20 protein-coding genes are annotated in these 17,329 nt (G+C 71.2%); 10 read left to right on the top strand and 10 right to left on the bottom strand.

All coding sequences use genetic code 11. The features are described 5' to 3' along the window. Positions 1-186 precede the first annotated feature (186 nt). Positions 187-1,953, top strand: coding sequence for an IlvD/Edd family dehydratase (locus AB0M82_RS45310; RefSeq protein ID WP_364735926.1), 1,767 nt, complete (start codon positions 187-189; stop codon positions 1,951-1,953). 80 nt (positions 1,954-2,033) lie between these two features. Next, on the top strand, positions 2,034-2,333 hold the full coding sequence (locus AB0M82_RS45305) for a DUF3040 domain-containing protein (protein WP_364735924.1): 300 nt from the start codon (positions 2,034-2,036) through the stop codon (positions 2,331-2,333). Positions 2,334-2,353: 20 nt separating this feature from the next. Here the strand turns inward: AB0M82_RS45305 and AB0M82_RS45300 are convergent, their stop codons facing one another. Together AB0M82_RS45300 and AB0M82_RS45295 are read right to left on the bottom strand one after the other, a co-directional pair. Next, entirely contained in the window at positions 2,354-3,481 is a 1,128-nt protein-coding gene (locus AB0M82_RS45300) for a malic enzyme-like NAD(P)-binding protein (RefSeq protein WP_364735922.1), read from the bottom strand. Between the two features lie 43 nt (positions 3,482-3,524). Then, the gene (locus tag AB0M82_RS45295) at positions 3,525-3,941 is read right to left on the bottom strand and encodes a CBS domain-containing protein (RefSeq protein ID WP_364735921.1); all 417 of its coding nucleotides are present in this window, start codon (positions 3,939-3,941) and stop codon (positions 3,525-3,527) included. Positions 3,942-4,030: 89 nt separating this feature from the next. Between AB0M82_RS45295 and AB0M82_RS45290 the strand changes: the two genes are divergently transcribed. Next, positions 4,031-4,666, top strand: coding sequence for a UdgX family uracil-DNA binding protein (locus AB0M82_RS45290; RefSeq protein ID WP_364735919.1), 636 nt, complete (start codon positions 4,031-4,033; stop codon positions 4,664-4,666). On the opposite strand, the gene ligD (AB0M82_RS45285) is transcribed toward AB0M82_RS45290, so the two are convergent. The 4 genes from ligD (AB0M82_RS45285) to AB0M82_RS45270 form a co-directional block, all read right to left on the bottom strand. Then, positions 4,659-5,528 carry a non-homologous end-joining DNA ligase gene (gene ligD / locus AB0M82_RS45285; protein ID WP_364735917.1) on the bottom strand — a complete coding sequence of 290 codons (870 nt, stop codon included), beginning with the start codon at positions 5,526-5,528 and terminating at the stop codon, positions 4,659-4,661. The two genes, AB0M82_RS45290 and ligD (AB0M82_RS45285), sit on opposite strands and share 8 nt — an antisense overlap. Further along, positions 5,525-6,469, bottom strand: a complete 945-nt coding sequence (gene ligD / locus AB0M82_RS45280; protein WP_364735916.1) for a non-homologous end-joining DNA ligase — start codon at positions 6,467-6,469, stop codon at positions 5,525-5,527. Before ligD (AB0M82_RS45280) ends, ligD (AB0M82_RS45285) begins: the two co-directional genes overlap by 4 nt. Further along, on the bottom strand, positions 6,466-7,398 hold the full coding sequence (locus tag AB0M82_RS45275) for a Ku protein (RefSeq protein ID WP_364735914.1): 933 nt from the start codon (positions 7,396-7,398) through the stop codon (positions 6,466-6,468). The genes ligD (AB0M82_RS45280) and AB0M82_RS45275 overlap by 4 nt, the downstream gene beginning before the upstream one ends. Before the next feature lie 114 nt (positions 7,399-7,512). After that, positions 7,513-7,716, bottom strand: a complete 204-nt coding sequence (locus AB0M82_RS45270; protein WP_364735912.1) for a hypothetical protein — start codon at positions 7,714-7,716, stop codon at positions 7,513-7,515. Between the two features lie 188 nt (positions 7,717-7,904). Between AB0M82_RS45270 and AB0M82_RS45265 the strand changes: the two genes are divergently transcribed. Next, positions 7,905-8,114: a hypothetical protein gene (locus AB0M82_RS45265; RefSeq protein ID WP_364735911.1), complete on the top strand. Its 210-nt coding sequence runs from the start codon at positions 7,905-7,907 to the stop codon at positions 8,112-8,114. Between the two features lie 45 nt (positions 8,115-8,159). Here AB0M82_RS45265 and AB0M82_RS45260 read toward each other — a convergent pair whose 3' ends face one another. Continuing rightward, positions 8,160-8,888 (bottom strand): GAF and ANTAR domain-containing protein, encoded by a 729-nt coding sequence (locus AB0M82_RS45260; RefSeq protein WP_364735909.1) that lies wholly within the window; start codon positions 8,886-8,888, stop codon positions 8,160-8,162. Positions 8,889-9,185: 297 nt separating this feature from the next. Here AB0M82_RS45260 and AB0M82_RS45255 point away from each other — a divergent pair, with 297 nt between their 5' ends. Further along, positions 9,186-9,551, top strand: coding sequence for an STAS domain-containing protein (locus AB0M82_RS45255; RefSeq protein ID WP_364735907.1), 366 nt, complete (start codon positions 9,186-9,188; stop codon positions 9,549-9,551). Between the two features lie 26 nt (positions 9,552-9,577). Here AB0M82_RS45255 and ctaD read toward each other — a convergent pair whose 3' ends face one another. Both ctaD and AB0M82_RS45245 read right to left on the bottom strand, forming a co-directional pair. Next, entirely contained in the window at positions 9,578-11,335 is a 1,758-nt protein-coding gene (ctaD, locus tag AB0M82_RS45250; RefSeq protein ID WP_364735905.1) for a cytochrome c oxidase subunit I, read from the bottom strand. Positions 11,336-11,449: 114 nt separating this feature from the next. Continuing rightward, on the bottom strand, positions 11,450-12,412 hold the full coding sequence (locus AB0M82_RS45245) for an LLM class F420-dependent oxidoreductase (protein ID WP_364735903.1): 963 nt from the start codon (positions 12,410-12,412) through the stop codon (positions 11,450-11,452). An 89-nt stretch (positions 12,413-12,501) separates the two neighbouring features. Between AB0M82_RS45245 and AB0M82_RS45240 the strand changes: the two genes are divergently transcribed. The 3 genes from AB0M82_RS45240 (at position 12,502) to AB0M82_RS45230 (ending at position 14,131) form a co-directional block, all read left to right on the top strand. Then, entirely contained in the window at positions 12,502-12,831 is a 330-nt protein-coding gene (locus tag AB0M82_RS45240) for a plasmid stabilization protein (RefSeq protein WP_364735902.1), read from the top strand. Positions 12,832-12,893: 62 nt separating this feature from the next. Further along, positions 12,894-13,343 carry an ATP-binding protein gene (locus AB0M82_RS45235; RefSeq protein WP_364735900.1) on the top strand — a complete coding sequence of 150 codons (450 nt, stop codon included), beginning with the start codon at positions 12,894-12,896 and terminating at the stop codon, positions 13,341-13,343. After that, positions 13,340-14,131, top strand: coding sequence for a SigB/SigF/SigG family RNA polymerase sigma factor (locus AB0M82_RS45230; RefSeq protein ID WP_364735898.1), 792 nt, complete (start codon positions 13,340-13,342; stop codon positions 14,129-14,131). The genes AB0M82_RS45235 and AB0M82_RS45230 overlap by 4 nt, the downstream gene beginning before the upstream one ends. 15 nt (positions 14,132-14,146) lie before the next feature. Here AB0M82_RS45230 and AB0M82_RS45225 read toward each other — a convergent pair whose 3' ends face one another. Next, positions 14,147-15,664, bottom strand: a complete 1,518-nt coding sequence (locus tag AB0M82_RS45225; protein ID WP_364735896.1) for a CYTH and CHAD domain-containing protein — start codon at positions 15,662-15,664, stop codon at positions 14,147-14,149. A gap of 123 nt (positions 15,665-15,787) precedes the next feature. Here AB0M82_RS45225 and AB0M82_RS45220 point away from each other — a divergent pair, with 123 nt between their 5' ends. Beyond that, the gene (locus AB0M82_RS45220; protein WP_364735895.1) at positions 15,788-16,309 is read left to right on the top strand and encodes a hemerythrin domain-containing protein; all 522 of its coding nucleotides are present in this window, start codon (positions 15,788-15,790) and stop codon (positions 16,307-16,309) included. A gap of 53 nt (positions 16,310-16,362) precedes the next feature. Next, complete coding sequence (locus AB0M82_RS45215) at positions 16,363-17,163, top strand: GAF and ANTAR domain-containing protein (protein WP_364735893.1); 801 nt, start codon at positions 16,363-16,365, stop codon at positions 17,161-17,163. Positions 17,164-17,329 lie beyond the last annotated feature (166 nt).

Raw genomic sequence — 17,329 nt, 5'->3', positions numbered from 1 at the left:
GGAAGTCCAGCGCGGACCGGCTCGGCGGGGTGTCGACGATGATCAGGTCCCACTCGCCGGTGGCCGCGAGCTGGCCCAGCTTCTCCATCGCCATGAGGGACTTCAAGTCCCTCAATGCGACATTCACGGCTTTCGGCGACCACGGGAGGGGTGCGGCGGAGCGGGCCGGTTGACAGACTGGCCGGTATGGGACTGCGCAGCGAAGCTTGGTTCAACAACCCCGCCGACCCCGGGATGACCGCGCTGTACCTCGAGCGGTACATGAACTGGGGCCTCACCCGGGAGGAGCTGCAGTCCGGCAAGCCGATCATCGGCATCGCCCAGACCGGCTCCGATCTCACCCCCTGCAACCGGCACCATCTCCAGCTGGCCGACCGGACCAGGGAGGGCATCCGCGAGGCGGGCGGGATCGCGATCGAGTTCCCGGTGCACCCCATCCAGGAAACCGGCAAGCGCCCGACCGCGGCGCTGGACCGCAACCTGGCCTACCTCGGCCTGGTCGAGACGCTCTACGGCTACCCGATCGACGGCGTCGTGCTCACCACCGGCTGCGACAAGACGACCCCGGCGTGCCTGATGGCCGCCGCGACCGTCGACCTGCCCGCGATCGTGCTGTCCGGCGGGCCGATGCTCAACGGCTGGTTCGGCGGCGAGCGCACCGGGTCGGGCACCATCATCTGGAAGGCGCGCGAGCTGCTCGCCGCCGGCGAGATCGACGACGCCGGGTTCATGGAGCTCGTCGCGTCGTCGGCGCCGTCGCCGGGGCACTGCAACACGATGGGCACGGCGTCGACGATGAACGCGCTCGCCGAAGCGCTCGGGATGAGCCTGCCCGGCTGCGCGGCCATCCCGGCGCCGCACCGCGACCGGGCCCGGATGGCCTACCGCACCGGGCTGCGGATCGTCGACATGGTGCGCGAGGACCTCAAGCCGTCGGACGTCCTGACGCGGGCGGCGTTCGAGAACGCCATCGTGGTGAGCTCCGCGATCGGCGGCTCCACCAACGCGCCCATCCACCTCGGCGCGATCGCCCGCCACGTCGGCGTCGACCTGCCGCTGCCGGACTGGCAGCGGCTCGGGTACGCCGTCCCGCTGCTGGTGGACCTGCAGCCGGCGGGCAAGTACCTCGGCGAGGAGTTCCACCGGGCGGGCGGTGTCCCGGCCGTGGTGCACGAGCTGATGCGGCACGGGCTGATCCACGAGGACGCGCCGACGGTCAACGGCCGCACGCTCGGCGAGAACTGCCGCGACGCCGAAGCCGGCGACCGGGACGTCATCCGCACGTTCGAGACCGCGCTCCTGCCGGACGCCGGGTTCCTCGTCCTCAAGGGCAACCTCTTCGACGCGGCGATCATGAAGTCCAGCGTGATCTCACCGGAGTTCCGGCGGCGGTACCTGGCCGGCGACGTCTTCGAAGGCACCGCGGTGGTGTTCGACGGCCCGGAGGACTACCACGCCCGCATCGACGACCCGGACCTCGGCGTCGACGAGCACTCGCTGCTCGTGATGCGCGGGACCGGCCCGCTCGGCTACCCGGGCTCGGCGGAGGTGGTGAACATGCGGCCGCCGGCGGCGCTGATCAAGCGGGGCGTGCGGGAGCTGCCCTGCCTCGGCGACGGCCGTCAGTCGGGCACCTCCGGGTCGCCGTCGATCCTCAACGCCTCCCCCGAGGCGGCGGCGGGCGGCGGGCTCGCCGTGCTGCGGACCGGCGACCGGGTCCGGATCGACCTCCGCGCGCGCACCGCGGACGTGCTGATCGGCGACGAAGAACTCGCGCTGCGCCACCGGGAGCTGGCGGAGGCCGGCGGCTACCCGGTACCGGACTCGCAGACGCCGTGGCAGGAGATCCAGCGGTCGATGGTCGACCAGCTGTGCGACGGCATGGTGCTGCGTCCGGCGGTGGCGTACCAGCGGATCGCGGCGACGAAGGGCATCCCCCGCGACAACCACTGAGCGGCACTTTCACGTGAAAGTGTCGCTTCGAACGGGCGTGAAACGGGTATTCCCGCGGTAGCCGAGGCGAGGAGGATCCGATGCTGCCGGAGCGAGAACGCCACGTCCTCCGCGAGATCGAGGCGGAGCTGCGGGCGAGCGACCCCGTGTTCGCCGCCACCCTGAGCGGCCGCGCCCCGCGCCGGGCAAGCCTGCTGCTCGTGCTCTGCGATGTCACAGCGGTGGTGATGCTGGTCGTCGGCCTGTTCGCCAGGGACGCCGGTCTCGTGCTGTGGGGCACGGTCGGCGCGGGCGCGCTGGTGGCGTGGCACATCGCCCGCACCGAATCCACCCGGGAGTCCACCGAGGACGGAGCCGCGCCGACGGCGGGCGCGCACTGAGCCGGCTTGTCCGCAGTGGACTAGCCGGCGGCCTTCGCCGCGCCCACGACCGCCTCCGCCATCGCGGGCACCAGCGCCTCGTCGAACACGCTCGGCACGATGTGCCCCGGCGCCAGGTCCTCCCCCACGGCGTCCGCCAGCGCGTGCGCCGCCGCGAGCAGCATGGAGGTGGTCACCCGCGGCGCGCCCGAGTCGAGCAGCCCGCGGAACATCCCGGGGAACGCCAGCACGTTGTTGATCTGGTTCGGCCGGTCGCTGCGGCCGGTGGCGACGATCTCCGCGTGCCGGCCCGCCGCTTCGGGGTCGACCTCCGGGTCCGGATTGGCGAGCGCGAACACGATCGCGCGGTCCGCCATGGCGGCGATGTCGTCCGGTTCGAGGAGGCCGCCGGCGCTGACGCCGATGAACACGTCCGCGCCGCGCACGGCGTCCTTCAGGTCTCCGGTGGTGCCGCCGGCGTTGGTGTTCTCCGCCAGCCAGCCCTTCTCCCCCACCAGGTTCCGGCCTTCGTGCAGCGGGCCTTCGCGGTCGCAGACGACGATGCCGCCGGGCCGGTAGCCGGCGCGCAGCAGCAGCCGGACGATCGCGCTGCCCGCCGCGCCGGCGCCGGCGATGACGACCGACGTCGCCGCCGGCTCGCGGCCGGTCAGCTTCAGCGCGTTGTGCAGCGCGCCCAGCACGACGACCGCCGTGCCGTGCTGGTCGTCGTGGAACACGGGGATGTCGAGTTCGTCGTGCAGCCGTCGTTCCACGGTGAAGCAACGCGGCGCGGCGATGTCCTCGAGGTTGATCGCGCCGAACGACGTCGCGAGGTCCTTGACCGTGCGGACCAGGTCGTCGGGTTCGCGGCTGACCGGGCAGATCGGCCACGCGTCGACATCGGCGAACCGCTTGAGCAGGGCCGCCTTGCCCTCCATCACCGGCAGGGCCGCGGCCGGGCCCCGGTCGCCGAGCCCGAGCAGGGCGGACCCGTCGGACACGATGGCGACCGAGTTGCCCTTGACCGTCTCGCGGGCGAGCACCGACGGGTCGTCGGCGACCCGCTTCGCCTGGGCCGCGACGCCGGGCGTGTAGTGCTCGGCGAGATCGTCGGGCGTGTCCAGCGCGACGCGGGTCGCGACCTCCACTTTTCCTCGGCTGCGGGTCATGCCCGTCGGGTACCCGCGCCGCTCGCCCGGAACCAGCCGGGAATCAGTCGTAGGACAGCGCCTCGACGAGCTCGCCCGCCTTCGGGTTCGACAGGGCCCGGGCGACGTCCGCCTGCGCGACGATGCCGACCAGGTCGTGCCCGTCGATCACCGGGAGCCGCCGGACGCGGTGCTCGGACATCGTGCGCAGGATCTCCTCGACGTCGTCGTCCGCGCCGATCGTCACGACCTCGCCCTGGGCGAGCTCACCGACGTGCACCGCGCGCGGGTCCTTGCCCTCGGCCAGGACCTTCACCACGATGTCGCGGTCGGTGATCATGCCCTTCAGCCGGTTGTCCTCTCCGCAGATCGGCAGCGCACCCACCTGCTTCCGCGCCATGGTGACCGCGGCGTCGTGCACGGTCTCCGACTCCCGGGCGCAGGTCGCGTCCGAGGTCATGATTTCGCGTGCGGTCGTCATCGTGAACTCCTTTCCTCGGTGGGTGGTCAGGCTTCGGCTACCCCGGCCCGCCGGGTTTACTCGGGTGCCGTGAGGGGAATTTCCCGCACATGCCGGCTGATCCCCGCGGGGCCGAGCCCCCGGACACCACCGACCTCGACCGGTTGCGGTCGGCGGCGTCCGGCTGCCGGGGGTGCGAGCTGTACAAGGACGCGACGCAGACCGTCTTCGGCGAAGGGGCGCCCGAGGCGAAGATCCTGGTCGTCGGCGAGCAGCCGGGCGACAAGGAGGACGTGGCGGGCGAGCCGTTCGTGGGGCCCGCCGGGAAGCTCCTCGACCGGGCCTTCGAGGAGGCCGGTTTCGACCGGCGGTCGCTGTACGTCACCAACGCCGTCAAGCACTTCAAGTTCAAGCGCGACGAACGCGGAAAGCGCCGGATCCACCAGAAGCCGGGCCGCACCGAGGTGGTCGCGTGCCGCCCGTGGCTGCTGGCGGAGCTGCGCGCGGTGCGCCCGGAGCTGGTGCTCCTCCTCGGCGCGACGGCCGCGCAGTCGTTGCTGGGCCCGAAGTTCCGGCTCACCGCCCACCGCGGCGAACCGGTGGACCCGCCCGAGGACGTCGCCGGGCTGGTGCCGTCGGCCGTGGCGACGGTTCACCCGTCGGCGGTCCTGCGGGCGCCCGACCGAGACGAGGCTTACGCGGCCTTCGTCGCGGACTTGAAGGCGGCCGGCAAGACCCTCAACTGAGCTGCTTCAGCGCCGCTTCCGCCGAACCGGCGTGCTCGTCCAGCGCCCGCCACGGGTCTTCCTTCCGCGCCAGGCGCTGCTTTTCCTTGACGAGACCCCACCCGGCCGGGTCGGCCCTGCCCAGCTCCCGCCAGTCCAGCGGCGTCGCGGCGGCCGCGCCCGGGCGGGCGCGCAGCGAGTACGGCGCGACGAACGTCTGCGCGTAGCCGTTGCGGTTGGCGTCCAGGAAGATCCGGTCGCCGCGCTTTTCCTTGCGCTGGGCCGTCGTCAGCCGGTCCGGGTCGTCCGCGGCGACGCGGTCGGCCAGCGCGCGGGACAGTTCGAGCACCACCGCCGTGTCCGACTTCGCATCCAGCGGCGCGAGGACGTGGAAGCCGCGGCCGCCGGTCGCCTGGACGAACGCCGTCAGGCCCACCCGCTCGTAGTGGTCGCGGATCCGCCGCGCGACCGCGCGCAGTTCGGTCACCGGCGTGCCGTCCGGCGGGTCGAGGTCCAGCACCAGCCGGTCCGGCCGCTCCGGCGCGTCCACAGTGGACAGCCAGACGTGGAACTCCAGCGTCCCCTGCCGCGCCAGGTAATCCAGCGTCTCGGCGTCTTCGCAGACCACGTAGTCGTCCGTGCCCCCGTCGCGGCGCGGGACACGCTCGACGCGGATCGAGTCCGGGAAGTGCTCCCCCGGGTGCTTCTGGAACCAGCCCTGGCCCCCGATGCCGTCCGGGAAGCGCCGGAGCGTCAGCGGGCGGCCGCGCAGGTGCGGCAGCATGGCGCCGGCGACCGCGCGGTAGTACTCGACCACGTCGCCCTTCGTCAGCCCGTCGTCCGGGTAGAACACCTTGTCCGCGTGGGAAATCTCGCCGTTCACGCCCGCTCCCGCACTACGTCCGCCGCCTTCTTGTCCTCGCGCAGCCCGGCGAACCGCGGGTGCCGCAGCCGCCCGTCGCGCGTCCACTCGGAGAACCCGATCTGCGCCACCAGGTCCGGCCGGACCCAGTGGGCGCCGCGTTCCTTCACCGGCCCCGCGAACGGCGACCGAGACGTCTCCCGCTCCCGCAACCGCGTGTGCAGGGAGGCCAGGAGCCGCCCGTCGAACCCGGTGCCCACCTTGCCGGCGTACTTGAGGCCGCCGTCCTCGTGGTAGCCGAGCAGCAGCGCGCCGAAGCCGTGGCGGGCGCCCTGCGGGTCGGTGAAGCCGCCGATGACCAGCTCCTGGCCCTGCGCGCACTTGAACTTCAGCCAGTCGGGCGACCGCCCGTGGTGGTACGGCGCGTCGGCCCGCTTCGCGATGAGGCCCTCCCAGCCGCGCCGGCAGGCCTCTTCGAAGAACTTCTCGCCCTCGGCGTTGCGGTGCGCGGACAGCCGGAGCGGATCGGCGAACTCGAAGGCGTCCCGCAGCAGCGCTTTCCGCTGCCGCAGCGGCAACCCGGTGGTGTCCTGGTCGTCGAGGTACAGCAGGTCGAACAGGTAGTAGTAGACGCGCACGCCGGTGGCACGGGCGCGCTCGGGGTCGCTGACGTGGATCCGCGGCTGCAACGCGGCGAAGCTGGTGTTCGCTCCGTCGAACGCGACGATCTCGCCGTCCGCGACGAACCGCGGCGCGCCCTGGGTTGCGAGCGCCTCGACGAGTTCCGGGTAGGCGTTGTCCATCACCTTGTGGTTGCGCGAATACAGCGTCGGCGCGCCGGAGCCGCGCACGCAGATCGCCCGGACGCCGTCCAGCTTGCGCTCGAAGATCCAGTCCTCGCCGGAGAACCGGCGGTCGGTGAGCGTGGCCAGGGTCGGCTCGCGCCAGCCGGGTTCGCTCACGACGCCTTCAGCGCCTTCTCCAGCTGGGCGCGCGTCATCTTCGACCGCCCCTTCACGCCCTGCTCGCGGGCGAGCTTGTCCAGATCGGACTTGGACATCCCGGAGAGCGACGGCTCCTTCTTCGCCTTCTTCTTCGGCGCCTTACCGCCGCTCTTGCGGCTCTTCACGCTGCGCGACAGCGCCTCGAACAGGTCGACGACGTCGGCCGACGGTTCCGGCTCCTCCTCGCGGGTGATCTCCTTGCCGGCCTTCTTGGCCTTGATCAGCTTCTCGACGCGCTCGGAGTACTCGTCGCGGTAGTCCTCGGGCCGCCACGGCGCCGTCATCTCGTCGACGAGCGCGAGGGCCATGTCGAGCTCCTTCGGGCGCGGCTTCGGCAGCTGCGGGAGCTTGCCCATGACGTCCTTCGGCTTCCGCAGGTCCGCGACGAAGTGCAGGGTGTTGAGCACCATGACGTCTTCGCCGGCGCGGATCGCCGCGAGGTACTCCTTGCCGCGCAGCACGAACTTCGCGACCCCGGCCTTCTCGCTGCGGTCCATCGCCTGGAGCAGCAGGCCGTACGCCTTGGCGAAGTCCTCCTTCGCCGGCTTGAGCCAGTACGTCTTGTCGAAGAACCACGGGTCGATCTCGTCCAGCTCGACGAACTGCTCGATGTCGATCCGCCGGGACCGCTCGGGGGCGATTTCGTCCAGCTCGTCCGGTTCGACGAGCACGTGGTCACCGCCGCCGAGTTCGTAGCCCTTGACGATCTCGTCCTTGGCGACCTCGTCGCCGGTCCGCTCGTTGACCCGGCGGTTGCGGACCCGGTCCGCGGTCCCGCGCTCGAACTGGTGAAAGTGGATCGTGTGGTCCGCCACCGCCGGGTACAGCTCCACCGGGACGGTGACCAACCCCAGGCTCAGCGCGCCGCTCCACACCGGTCTGGCCATGTCGACCTCCTCACCGCCACCGGTACCCGCGCGGAAGCCGCGTGAAACGCGGGGGCCAGGGACGCGCCGAGCCCGCCGGGACGGTGTCCCGGCGGGCTCGGCGCGTACTGATCGTCAGGCGACTTCGCTGCTGTCGCTGCGGTGGCCGGCCCGGTGCAGGCCCAGCATGTCCAGCAGCCGCGCGCAGTCCTCGGGATCCTTCGCCCGCGCCGCGACGGCCAACGCCGCCCGGCGCCGGGTGTGCGCCTGGTCCGGTGAGTCCCCGCCGTCGGCGAGGAGGTCCGCCACCGGCCGCAGGTCGTTCCGCTTGTCTCGCATGTCCGTTCTCCCCTCCGGCAATCCCGGTAGAACCCGTCGCGAGGGACTACCCCGGATCGCCCCACGCGACACAGGAGGCAGCGGACGTGTCACCAGAGACCCGGCATCGTTGGGCCGAACGAGTGAATTCAGCGGATTTCGCGCTCGGAGAAGGCAAGGTATGTGAGACCCACGTCACAGGAGGCCGGATGGGCACCCAGATCCGCATCAGCCGCGAGGACGGCTCGCTGCCGTGCGAAGTCTGCGGCTTCCCCACGATGCACGTGGCCCAGGTGGTCGCCGACGACGGGACGGTGCTCGGCCGCACCCTGGTCTGCACGACGTGCCAGCGCAGCAGGCACCGCACCGACTCGCCAGCCGGGACCGACGCACCCCCGGACGAGGTCCCGGCCGGCTAGCCCAGCCAGTCACCGCACGTGCCGCCCGGCTTTACGGCGTACGGCTCACGTCGTCGTCGCCACCGCCGCCACGAACTCCGCCGCCACCTCGTGGAGCTTCCGGTTGCCGTCCTGGGAACGCTTCACCAGCCGCTGGAAGGCCTCCTCCGCGGTGATCCGGTGGGCGGCCATCAGGATCCCCTTGGCCTGGTCGATCACCGCGCGGGTCTCCAGCGCCCGGTTGAGCTGGTCGATCAGCTCCCGGGCCGCGAAGTAGCGCCGCGTGCTGCGCAGGCCGAACACCACCGTCGCCGTGTACAGCTCGAGGATCTTGGTGCTCAGCTCGCTGAACCCGTGCTCGCCGAAGCCGAACAGGTTCACCGCGCCGGACATGTCCTCGTCCACCGTCAGCGGCGCGGCGAGGAAGCTGGCGACGCCCAGCTGCTCGGCCGACGAAACGAACTGCGGCCACAGATCCCCGACCGCGCCGACGCCGACGCGGACCGGCTGCCCGGTCTCGGCGGCGCGCAGGCACGGCCCGTCTCCGATCCGGTACTGCTCGCGGTCGAAGTTCACCGCCCGCTGGTCGGTGCTGGCCACCGTCTCCGGCACACCGTCCCGCACCAGGGTGATGCTCGCCATGTCGGCGCCCGGCACCACCTGGACGGCGTGATCGCACACCGCCTGCAGCATCTGGCCGAGGTCGAGCTCGCTGTCGAGCATCGAAGTCAGTGACTCCATCGCGGCCTTGACTTCGTCCAGCCGCAAAGTGAGCTGCTCGTGGCCGCCCGTCATCCTGGTGACGCCCCTCATTCTCGTTCTCAGGGCGCTCTCGACCAGGAGGACCCGGGCGCGCGCCACTAGTGGGCCGCTAGCGCTTTAACGGGTCCAGCAGGAGATTACTGCATCACGGTCGGCCCGGGCACGAGCGGTCACCGCCGCGGCGTGCCCACACACCCGTTCGGAGCAACGTCGGTTGCGGGGCCTCCGGACGCGATTAGGCTCGGGTGACGGTTCAACCCAGCAGCCGGCCTCGACCCCGAGCGCGCGGCGCCCCGGCCGCGCACGGCACCTGGACGGCGGCGAACCGACATGAACCTCTCCCGAGCCCGGCACCCCGGCCTCCGGCTGCGCACCACGTGGCCCGCACCGCACTCGGTCCTGATCACCGTGCGCGGTGACGTCGACAGCGCGACGGCCGCGGATCTGGCCGCCCTCGTCTCCGACCGCCTGTGGGCCACCCCGCGACGCCTCGTCCTCGATCTGTCCGAAGTGGACTTCCTGGGCGTGGCGGGCGTCGGGGTGCTGCTGCACGCGGCACTGCAGGCCGAGCAGTACGGCACCGAGCTGCTCGTCGTCACCGGGCCGAACCCGATGGTGCGGCGCGCGCTCCGGGTGACCGACGCGGACCGGCGCCTCGCCCTGGCCGCGAACCGCCCGGAACCCGCGCCCGCCTGAGCCGTGCCCGTCCGTCCGGTCGTCGGTCAGCGCGCCGAACCCGTAGTGCCCGCGTGCTCTTCCCGCGACCGGGGCAGGGCCTCGGCGCGGGCCTGGTACCGCTTCGACCGCACGTACCGTTCCTGCGCCAGCCGCTCGACGACCTCCGGGTGGTGCAGTTCGAAAGCCGGCCGCTCCGAGCGGATCCGGGGCAGGTCGAGGAAGTTGTGCCGGGGCGGCGGGCAGGTAGTGGCCCACTCGAGGGAGTTGCCGAACCCCCACGGGTCGTCGACCAGGACCTGCTCGCCGTAGCGGTAGCTCTTCACGACGTTCCAGATGAACGGCAGCGTCGAGGCGCCCAGGATGAACGCGCCGATCGTCGAGATCGTGTTCAGCGTGGTGAACCCGTCGCTCGACAGGTAGTCGGCATACCGGCGCGGCATGCCCGTGTCGCCCAGCCAGTGCTGGATCAGGAACGTCGTGTGGAAGCCGATGAACGTCGTCCAGAAGTGCCATCGGCCGAGCCCCTCGTCCAGCATCCGGCCGGTCATCTTCGGGAACCAGAAGTAGATGCCGGCGAACGTGGCGAACACGATCGTCCCGAACAGCACGTAGTGGAAGTGCGCGACGACGAAGTAGCTGTCGTGCACGTGGAAGTCGAGCGGCGGCGACGCCAGGATGATGCCGGTGAGCCCGCCGAACAGGAACGTCACCATGAACCCGACGGCCCACAGCATCGGCGTCTCGAAGCTGAGGTTGCCCTTCCACATCGTGCCGATCCAGTTGAAGAACTTGATGCCGGTGGGCACCGCGATGAAGAAGGTCATGATCGAGAAGAAGGGCAGCAGCACCGCGCCGGTGGCGAACATGTGGTGCGCCCACACCACCGCCGACAGCCCGGTGATCGCGACGGTCGCGAACACCATCAGCCGGTAGCCGTACAGCGGTTTGCGGCTGAACACCGGCACGATCTCGGTGATGATCCCGAAGTACGGCAGGGCGACGATGTAGACCTCGGGGTGGCCGAAGAACCAGAACAGGTGCTGGAACATGATCGCCCCGCCGTTCTCCGGGTCGAACACGTGCGCCCCGAGCCGGCGGTCCGCCTCGAGGCCGAACAGCGCGGCCGTGAGGATCGGGAACGCCAGCAGGATCAGGATGGCGGTGAACAGGATGTTCCAGGTGAACAGCGGCATCCGCCACATCGTCATCCCGGGACAGCGCAGGCAGACGATGGTCGTGATCATGTTGACCGCGCCGAGGATGGTGCCGAGCCCCGACACGATCAGGCCCATGATCCACAGGTCGCCGCCGATGCCGGGCGAGTGGATGGCGTTCGACAGCGGCGTGTAGGCCGTCCACCCGAAGTCCGGTGCGCCGCCCGGGGTGAGGAACGAGCTGAGCACGGTCAGCCCGCCGAACAGGTAGAGCCAGTAGGCGAACCCGTTGAGCCGCGGGAACGCGACGTCCGGCGCGCCGATCTGCAGCGGCAGGATGTAATTGGCGAACCCGAACAGGTTCGGGGTGGCGTAGAGCAGCAGCATGATCGTGCCGTGCATGGTGAACAGCTGGTTGTACTGCTCCGGCGACAGGAACTGCAGCCCCGGCCGCGCCAGCTCGCCGCGCATCAGCAACGCCATCGCGCCGCCCGCCATGAAGAAGCCGAACGACGTCACCAGGTACAGCAGACCGATCTGCTTCGGGTCGGTCGTGCGCATCAGCGCGAGCAGCGTCCCGCCCTTCGGCCCGCGACGCGCCACCGCCAACGGCACCGCTTGCGGGGCAGGCGTCTTCAGCTCGGTCATCCGCAACTCCCGTCGCCGGATTATCCGTACTCTGCGTAATACCCTCGACGCCCGGATCGTACTCTGCGTAATACCCCCGATGCCCGGATCGCGCCCTACCCCGTCCGGGTGAAACTACTCGCGCAGCGCCGGGAGCAGCTCCTTCTCGGCGAAGTCGAGGAAGCCTTCCTGCTGGTCACCGCCGATCTGGACCAGCGCGACGTCGGTGAAGCCCGCCTTTTCGAACTCGCGCACGCCCTCGACGATCGCCTCGACGTCCGGGCCGCAGGGGATCGAGCCGGCGACGTCGTCCTCGCGGACGAACTGCGTGGCCCCGGCGAACCCGGCCGGCCCCGGCAGCTCGGCGTTGACCTTCCAGCCGCCGGCGAACCAGCGGAACTGCTCGTGCGCGCGCTTGACGGCGGCGTCGCGGTCGGTGCCCCACGACACGGGCATCTGCCCGACCTTGCGGGTCGGCGGCCCGGGCTTGGTGGCGTCCCACTCCTGGGACAGCGTCATCTTCGGCTCGACGGCGATCATCACGTCGGCGACCGGGGCGAACCGCCGGACCGACTGCGAACCGGACACGGCGACGCCGATCGGCGTCCGCTTCTCCGGCAGGTCCCACAGCTTCGCGGAGTCGACGCGGAAGTGCTTGCCCTCGTAGTCGAAGTACCCGCCGTCGAACAGGCCGCCGATGATCTGCACGGCCTCGGCGAGCATGTCGTGCCGGACGTTCGCCGCCGGCCAGCCGCGGCCGACGACGTGCTCGTTGAGGTTCTCGCCCGCGCCGAGCCCCAGGGTGAACCGGCCGCCCGAGAGCGCCTGCACGGTCGCCGCCTTCTGCGCAACCACCGCCGGGTGGTAACGCATGGTCGGGCAGGTCACGTAGGTCATCAGCTCGACACGTTCGGTGCTCTGCGTGACGGCGCCCAGCACGCTCCAGGCGTACGGCGCGTGGCCCTGCTCGTCCAGCCAGGGCGAGTAGTGGTCGCTCATGACCTCGAAGTCGAAGCCGGCCTGCTCCGCGCCGGCGGCGAACCGGACCAGGTCGTTCGGTCCCGCCTGCTCGGTCATCAGGGTGTAGCCGATCTTCATCGGCGCCTCCTCTCGGTTCAGTTCTCCGCGTACCCGTTTACCCCGTGATCAACCGGGTATCTCCTCCCCGGAGACGGAAGGGAGCGGTCATGCCTCAGTCGTGGAGTGGCAAGCGCGAACGCCAGTACGAGCACATCAAGGACTCGGCCGAGGACCGCGGCGCGAGCACCAAGCGGGCCGAGGAGATCGCGGCCCGGACGGTGAACAAGAACCGCGCGCAGTCGGGTGAGTCCCGGCAGGCGAGCAAGACGTCGGTCAAGGACAAGTCCCCGCAGCAGCGTGGCGGCGAGCGGTCCGGCAACCGCAAGGGCCCGGGCGGTCCGACGAAGGACCAGCTCTACAACGAAGCCAAGAAGCGGAACATCAACGGCCGCTCGACGATGACCAAGAAGGAACTCGAACGGGCGCTGGGCCGGTGACCATCCCCGAAATCCCTGGACAGCAAGTGTCAGTGTTCGCCCGGATGGGTAGTACCCCCGGCATGGAAGAAACACGAACCGGCGGCCCGTACGGCGGCAAGCCGGCCGCCGACGGGTTGCTGGACGAGCTGGTGGAGCTACGGCTGCCCGCCATGGCGGAGCAGATCCCCCTGGTCCGGATGCTCACGCACGGCATGGTCTCGCGCGCGGACTTCGGGCTGGACGCCATCGCCGACGCCAAGATGGCGGTCGACGAGGCGTGTGCGCAGCTCGTCCAGCTGGCCGAGCTCGGGTCCCAGCTGCACTGCCGCTTCCGGCAGGCCCCCGACGGGCTGCACGTCGTCGTTTCGACCCGCTCGACGGATTCACGGCCGCCCAGCGACCGCACGTTCGGCTGGCACGTCCTGACCACGTTGAGCCGCTCGGTGACCGCGCACTGCGACGTCCTCCCCGGCGGAGGCGCGGGCATCGTCACGATCGAGCTGGTGTTGAACCCGGGAACGAGCGCGTGAGCGGCGAGCGGAAAACCCTCCTTCACCGCCCGGACGAATACGCCCACTGCGAACCGCTGTTCGAGGAGCTGGGTGAGCTCGACGCGGAGGATCCCCGGCGGGATGTCGTCCGGAGCAAGCTCGTCACCGAGCTGCTGCCACTCGCCGAGCACATCGCGACCCGCTTCTCCGGCCGGGGCGAGCCCCGCGAAGACCTGGTCCAGGTGGCGCGGATCGGCCTGATCAACGCCGTCGACCGCTTCGACCCGGCCCGCGGCCACGACTTCCTGTCGTTCGCGGTGCCGACGATCATGGGCGAGGTCCGGCGGCACTTCCGCGACACCGGCTGGTCGGTGCGGGTCCCGCGGCGGCTCAAGGAGCTGCACCTCTCGCTGAGCCAGGGCTCGGCGGTGCTCTCCCAGCGCCTGGGTCGCGCCCCGACCCCGACCGAGCTGGCCGAGCACCTGAACCTGGACGTCGACGAAGTCCGCGAAGGCCTCCTCGCCGGCAACGCCTACCAGGCACTTTCGGTCGACAAGCCGGTACACGACGACGCCGAGGCGCTGTCGCTGGCGGACACGATGGGCGAGCCCGACCACGAGATGGCCATGGTGGAGAACCACGAGGCCCTCCAGCCGCTGCTCCAGGAACTGCCGAAGCGGGAGCGCGCGATCCTGGTGATGCGCTTCTTCGGCGGGCTGACGCAGACGCAGATCGCCGACCGCGTCGGCATCTCCCAGATGCACGTCTCCCGGCTGCTGTCGCAGACCCTGGAGCAGCTGCGCGGAAAGCTCACCGGCGACGTGTGACGCGGGCCCCGGCGCTCAGCCGAGCCAGCCGGGGCGGTCGCCCTTCCGGAGCCGCCGCCACTGCGTCGCGAACGTCTCCCGCAGCTTCTCCGCCCGCCCGGCGTCCTGGGCGTACAGCAAGCCGAACGTGAACGTGTTCTGCCCCTCGCCGTGGCCGGCGATGGTGAGGTGGTGCAGGACGTCCCGGCCGACCACGGTGTCCTGGTGCGCGCCCAGCGTGCTCTGGACGGCCTTGACGTTCTTGCGCCACCCGCGCAGCTTCCTGCCGTAGACCGGCTTCACGGTGTCGGCGGCGTAGCGGGCCCGCTTCGCCTTCTTGCGGACGTCGTGCAGGGCCTTCTCGAGTTCGTCGCCCTCGAGACCGTGGGTCGCCGCTTCGGCGCGCTCCAGCTTCCTGGCCGCCTTGCGCACGGACTTGCGCAGGCCGGGCTTCGCGGGTTTGCGCGCCGCCGCGGTCAGCGATGGTTCCGTCAGCACGGTGTCCAGCGCGCGCAACAGCTTCAGGTAGCGCTTGCCGGTCAGGGTCGCCATCGCCCGGGTGCGTCCCTCTTCGGCCTCGCGGGCGAAGTAGCGGGTGAGGTACTGGCGCAACGGCCCGAACACCAGCTCCGACGGCACTTCGTCGAGCCGCTCGCGCAGCCGTTCCTCGGTGACCTCGGTGTCCCTCGCCGGCGACAGCTGCCGCCCGAGCCACTTGAGCTCGGCCACGAGCGGCGCGGTCGCCTTCTTGTCCACAATGGACCCGAAGGTGCGGAGCGCGCTGCGCAGCTTCCGGGTCGCGACGCGCATCTGGTGCACGGAGTCGCCGGCGTCCAGCCGCACTCCGACGTCCGCGCGGCGCAGCCGGTCGTGGTGCTCACGCAGCGACGCCAGCACGACTTCGCCCGCCGAGGGCTTCTTCTCGCCGCGAGCCGATGCCGGGACGCGGTCGTCGATCAGCCGCCGCAGTTTCGAGGACCACGGCGACGCCGAGGCGCCGGCTTCGGCTAGCGCGCGGTCGAACTCCTCGAGCCGTCCTGGCTCGGTCGCGGGGTCGAGCTCGAGCTCCAGCTCGCGCCACTCGTCGAGCCGCGCGGTCGCCCCGCCGGCTTCTCCGGTCACGTGGTCGTCGGTGAGGGTCGCGACCGTCCGGCCGTCGGCGTCGGCGAGCCGGTGGGCGAAGCGGTCGGTGCGCAGGTGCGCGATCGGCACCAGCTTCTCCCCCAGCGTGTACGCCCGCACCAGACGGCGGAACCGGCCGGGGACCTTGTGGGGGTCGCCGGTCGGCGGGAGCTGGAGCTCGTGGCGCTCGTCGGCCGAGACCGGCAGTTTGAGGTGCCAACCGGCGTCGTGCCCGCCGACCCGCCGTCGCAAGGTGATGCCGCTCCTGGCCAGCCGGAACGTCTCGGTGTCGTAGTAGGACGCGTCGAGCATCTGCTCGACGGGGGCGTCCTGGGTCGCCACCCCCGCGACGCCGATCAGCCGGGGCACGCCGCTGCCGGCGACGATCTCGTACTTGCGCTCGCGCTCGGTCACCGATGACGGCGCTGCCATGGTCATCCTCCCTGAGGGCCGGTTCGACGGAGGAATACCCGCCGGGCGCCCGGCCGACACGGGGATTCGGCACGCGAGCAGCGGGTATCCACTCGGGAAACCGAGTCCGGACCAGGAGAGTGCATGAACGGCAGCCAGCCCGCGACCGATCTGACCACCGTCCTCGCCGGCGACCACCGCGAGCTCGACCGGCTGTGCACCGAGCTGGAACTCGGCCAGGGCAGCCCGGAGAACCGCAAGGACCTCTCCGACCACCTGACCGCGGAGCTGGTCCGGCACGCCGTCGCCGAAGAGCCCTACCTGGACGGGGACGGCGACCTCGCCGAGGCCGACAGCCTGATGCGGCAGCTGGAAGGCGTGGGGCCGCAGGAGACCCGCTTCGAGCGGCTGCTCGGCGGGCTGATCCGCGCCGTCCGGCGGCACATCCGCGAGGAGGGCCCCGCGGCGGTGCGCCAAGCCCGGCAGAGCTGTTCACCGGAGCGGCTGGCCGAACTCGGGAAGAAGGTCCTCGAGATCCGGCACGCCGCGCCGACGCTGCCGCACCCGGACCTGGCCGACCGGGTACCGCAGGTGAACCAGCTGTGGCCGGGGCCGGGGTTCGTCGACCGGGCACGGGCCGCCCTGCGGCCGCCGGCGTCGGGTTGAATGGAGCCCGCCACCCCGAGAGTGCTATCCGCGAATACAGACAGCGAGGATCGATGAGCGTCGGCGAAGAGGAGTGGGCCCGGGACCGGGCCTGGTTCGGGCAGGACGGTGAGCAGGCGCCGGGTCCGCTGGTGCGGCAGTTCGCCGACCTGACGCGGACCCTGCTCGACGTCACGCCGACCGTCGGCGGGGTGCTCAAGCTCGTCGTCGGCGCCGCGAAGGCGATCATCCCGGACGCCGACCTGGTCAGCGTCACCCTGCGCGACCCGGACGGGGCGTTCCACACGCCGGTCGAGACCGATCCGGTCGCCGTGCGTCTCGACCAGGTGCAGTACGACCACGGTGAAGGCCCCTGCGTCGAGTCGGCCCGTCCGGACGGCCCGGCCATCGGCTGGTCCCAGGACCTCCGGAACGATCCGCGCTGGCCGTCGTTCGGCCCGGCCGCCGCCCGGCACGGTTACCACTCGGTGCTGGCCACGGCCCTGCTCCCGAACGCCCGCCCGCCCCGGCTCTCCGGCGCGCTCAACATCTACTCGAGCAGACCGGGGGCGTTCGACGGCGGCGCTATCGATCTCGCGCTCCTGCTGGCGACGCACGCGTCCCTCGCGCTGGCCCACACGGAGGCCGTGGCCGCCGCCGAACTGGAGGCGGCGCACCTGCGCCGGGCGCTCGACAGCCGCGACCTCATCGGCCAGGCGAAGGGCATCCTGATGCAACGCCGCGGCATCACGGCCGACGAAGCCTTCGACGTGCTGCGCCGCGCGTCCCAGGACCTGAACATCAAGCTCGCCGATCTGGCCAAGACGCTCGCCGCGCAGCACACCGAGGTCGACCTCCCGGCTCGCGAAGCCTGAGCCGCCCGGACCGAAAGCCCAAGGCCGGGCAGTTAGCAGCGGCAGCGAGCTGTCAAGCTGCCCGATTGGCCCGATTGGCCCGATTGGCCCGGTTTTAGGTGCTCGCCCAAGGCCGTGAATGTCGCATTGAGGGACATCGGCACCGCGGAAAGCAGCGCCTGGGTGT

It is taken from the genome of Amycolatopsis sp. NPDC051128 (assembly GCF_040682715.1).
GTDB lineage: Bacteria > Actinomycetota > Actinomycetes > Mycobacteriales > Pseudonocardiaceae > Amycolatopsis.
This window is presented reverse-complemented; position numbering and strand designations above follow the sequence as displayed.

Bases quoted from the DNA above. Each gene is read 5' to 3' on its own strand.
- AB0M82_RS45310 (WP_364735926.1), top strand. From the start codon at position 187: ATGGGACTGCGCAGCGAAGCTTGGTTCAACAACCCCGCCGACCCCGGG.
- AB0M82_RS45305 (WP_364735924.1), top strand. From the start codon at position 2,034: ATGCTGCCGGAGCGAGAACGCCACGTCCTCCGCGAGATCGAGGCGGAG.
- AB0M82_RS45300 (WP_364735922.1), bottom strand. From the start codon at position 3,481: ATGACCCGCAGCCGAGGAAAAGTGGAGGTCGCGACCCGCGTCGCGCTG.
- AB0M82_RS45295 (WP_364735921.1), bottom strand. From the start codon at position 3,941: ATGACGACCGCACGCGAAATCATGACCTCGGACGCGACCTGCGCCCGG.
- AB0M82_RS45290 (WP_364735919.1), top strand. From the start codon at position 4,031: ATGCCGGCTGATCCCCGCGGGGCCGAGCCCCCGGACACCACCGACCTC.
- AB0M82_RS45275 (WP_364735914.1), bottom strand. From the start codon at position 7,398: ATGGCCAGACCGGTGTGGAGCGGCGCGCTGAGCCTGGGGTTGGTCACC.
- AB0M82_RS45270 (WP_364735912.1), bottom strand. From the start codon at position 7,716: ATGCGAGACAAGCGGAACGACCTGCGGCCGGTGGCGGACCTCCTCGCC.
- AB0M82_RS45265 (WP_364735911.1), top strand. From the start codon at position 7,905: ATGGGCACCCAGATCCGCATCAGCCGCGAGGACGGCTCGCTGCCGTGC.
- AB0M82_RS45260 (WP_364735909.1), bottom strand. From the start codon at position 8,888: ATGACGGGCGGCCACGAGCAGCTCACTTTGCGGCTGGACGAAGTCAAG.
- AB0M82_RS45255 (WP_364735907.1), top strand. From the start codon at position 9,186: ATGAACCTCTCCCGAGCCCGGCACCCCGGCCTCCGGCTGCGCACCACG.
- ctaD (WP_364735905.1), bottom strand. From the start codon at position 11,335: ATGACCGAGCTGAAGACGCCTGCCCCGCAAGCGGTGCCGTTGGCGGTG.
- AB0M82_RS45245 (WP_364735903.1), bottom strand. From the start codon at position 12,412: ATGAAGATCGGCTACACCCTGATGACCGAGCAGGCGGGACCGAACGAC.
- AB0M82_RS45240 (WP_364735902.1), top strand. From the start codon at position 12,502: ATGCCTCAGTCGTGGAGTGGCAAGCGCGAACGCCAGTACGAGCACATC.
- AB0M82_RS45235 (WP_364735900.1), top strand. From the start codon at position 12,894: ATGGAAGAAACACGAACCGGCGGCCCGTACGGCGGCAAGCCGGCCGCC.
- AB0M82_RS45225 (WP_364735896.1), bottom strand. From the start codon at position 15,664: ATGGCAGCGCCGTCATCGGTGACCGAGCGCGAGCGCAAGTACGAGATC.
- AB0M82_RS45220 (WP_364735895.1), top strand. From the start codon at position 15,788: ATGAACGGCAGCCAGCCCGCGACCGATCTGACCACCGTCCTCGCCGGC.
- AB0M82_RS45215 (WP_364735893.1), top strand. From the start codon at position 16,363: ATGAGCGTCGGCGAAGAGGAGTGGGCCCGGGACCGGGCCTGGTTCGGG.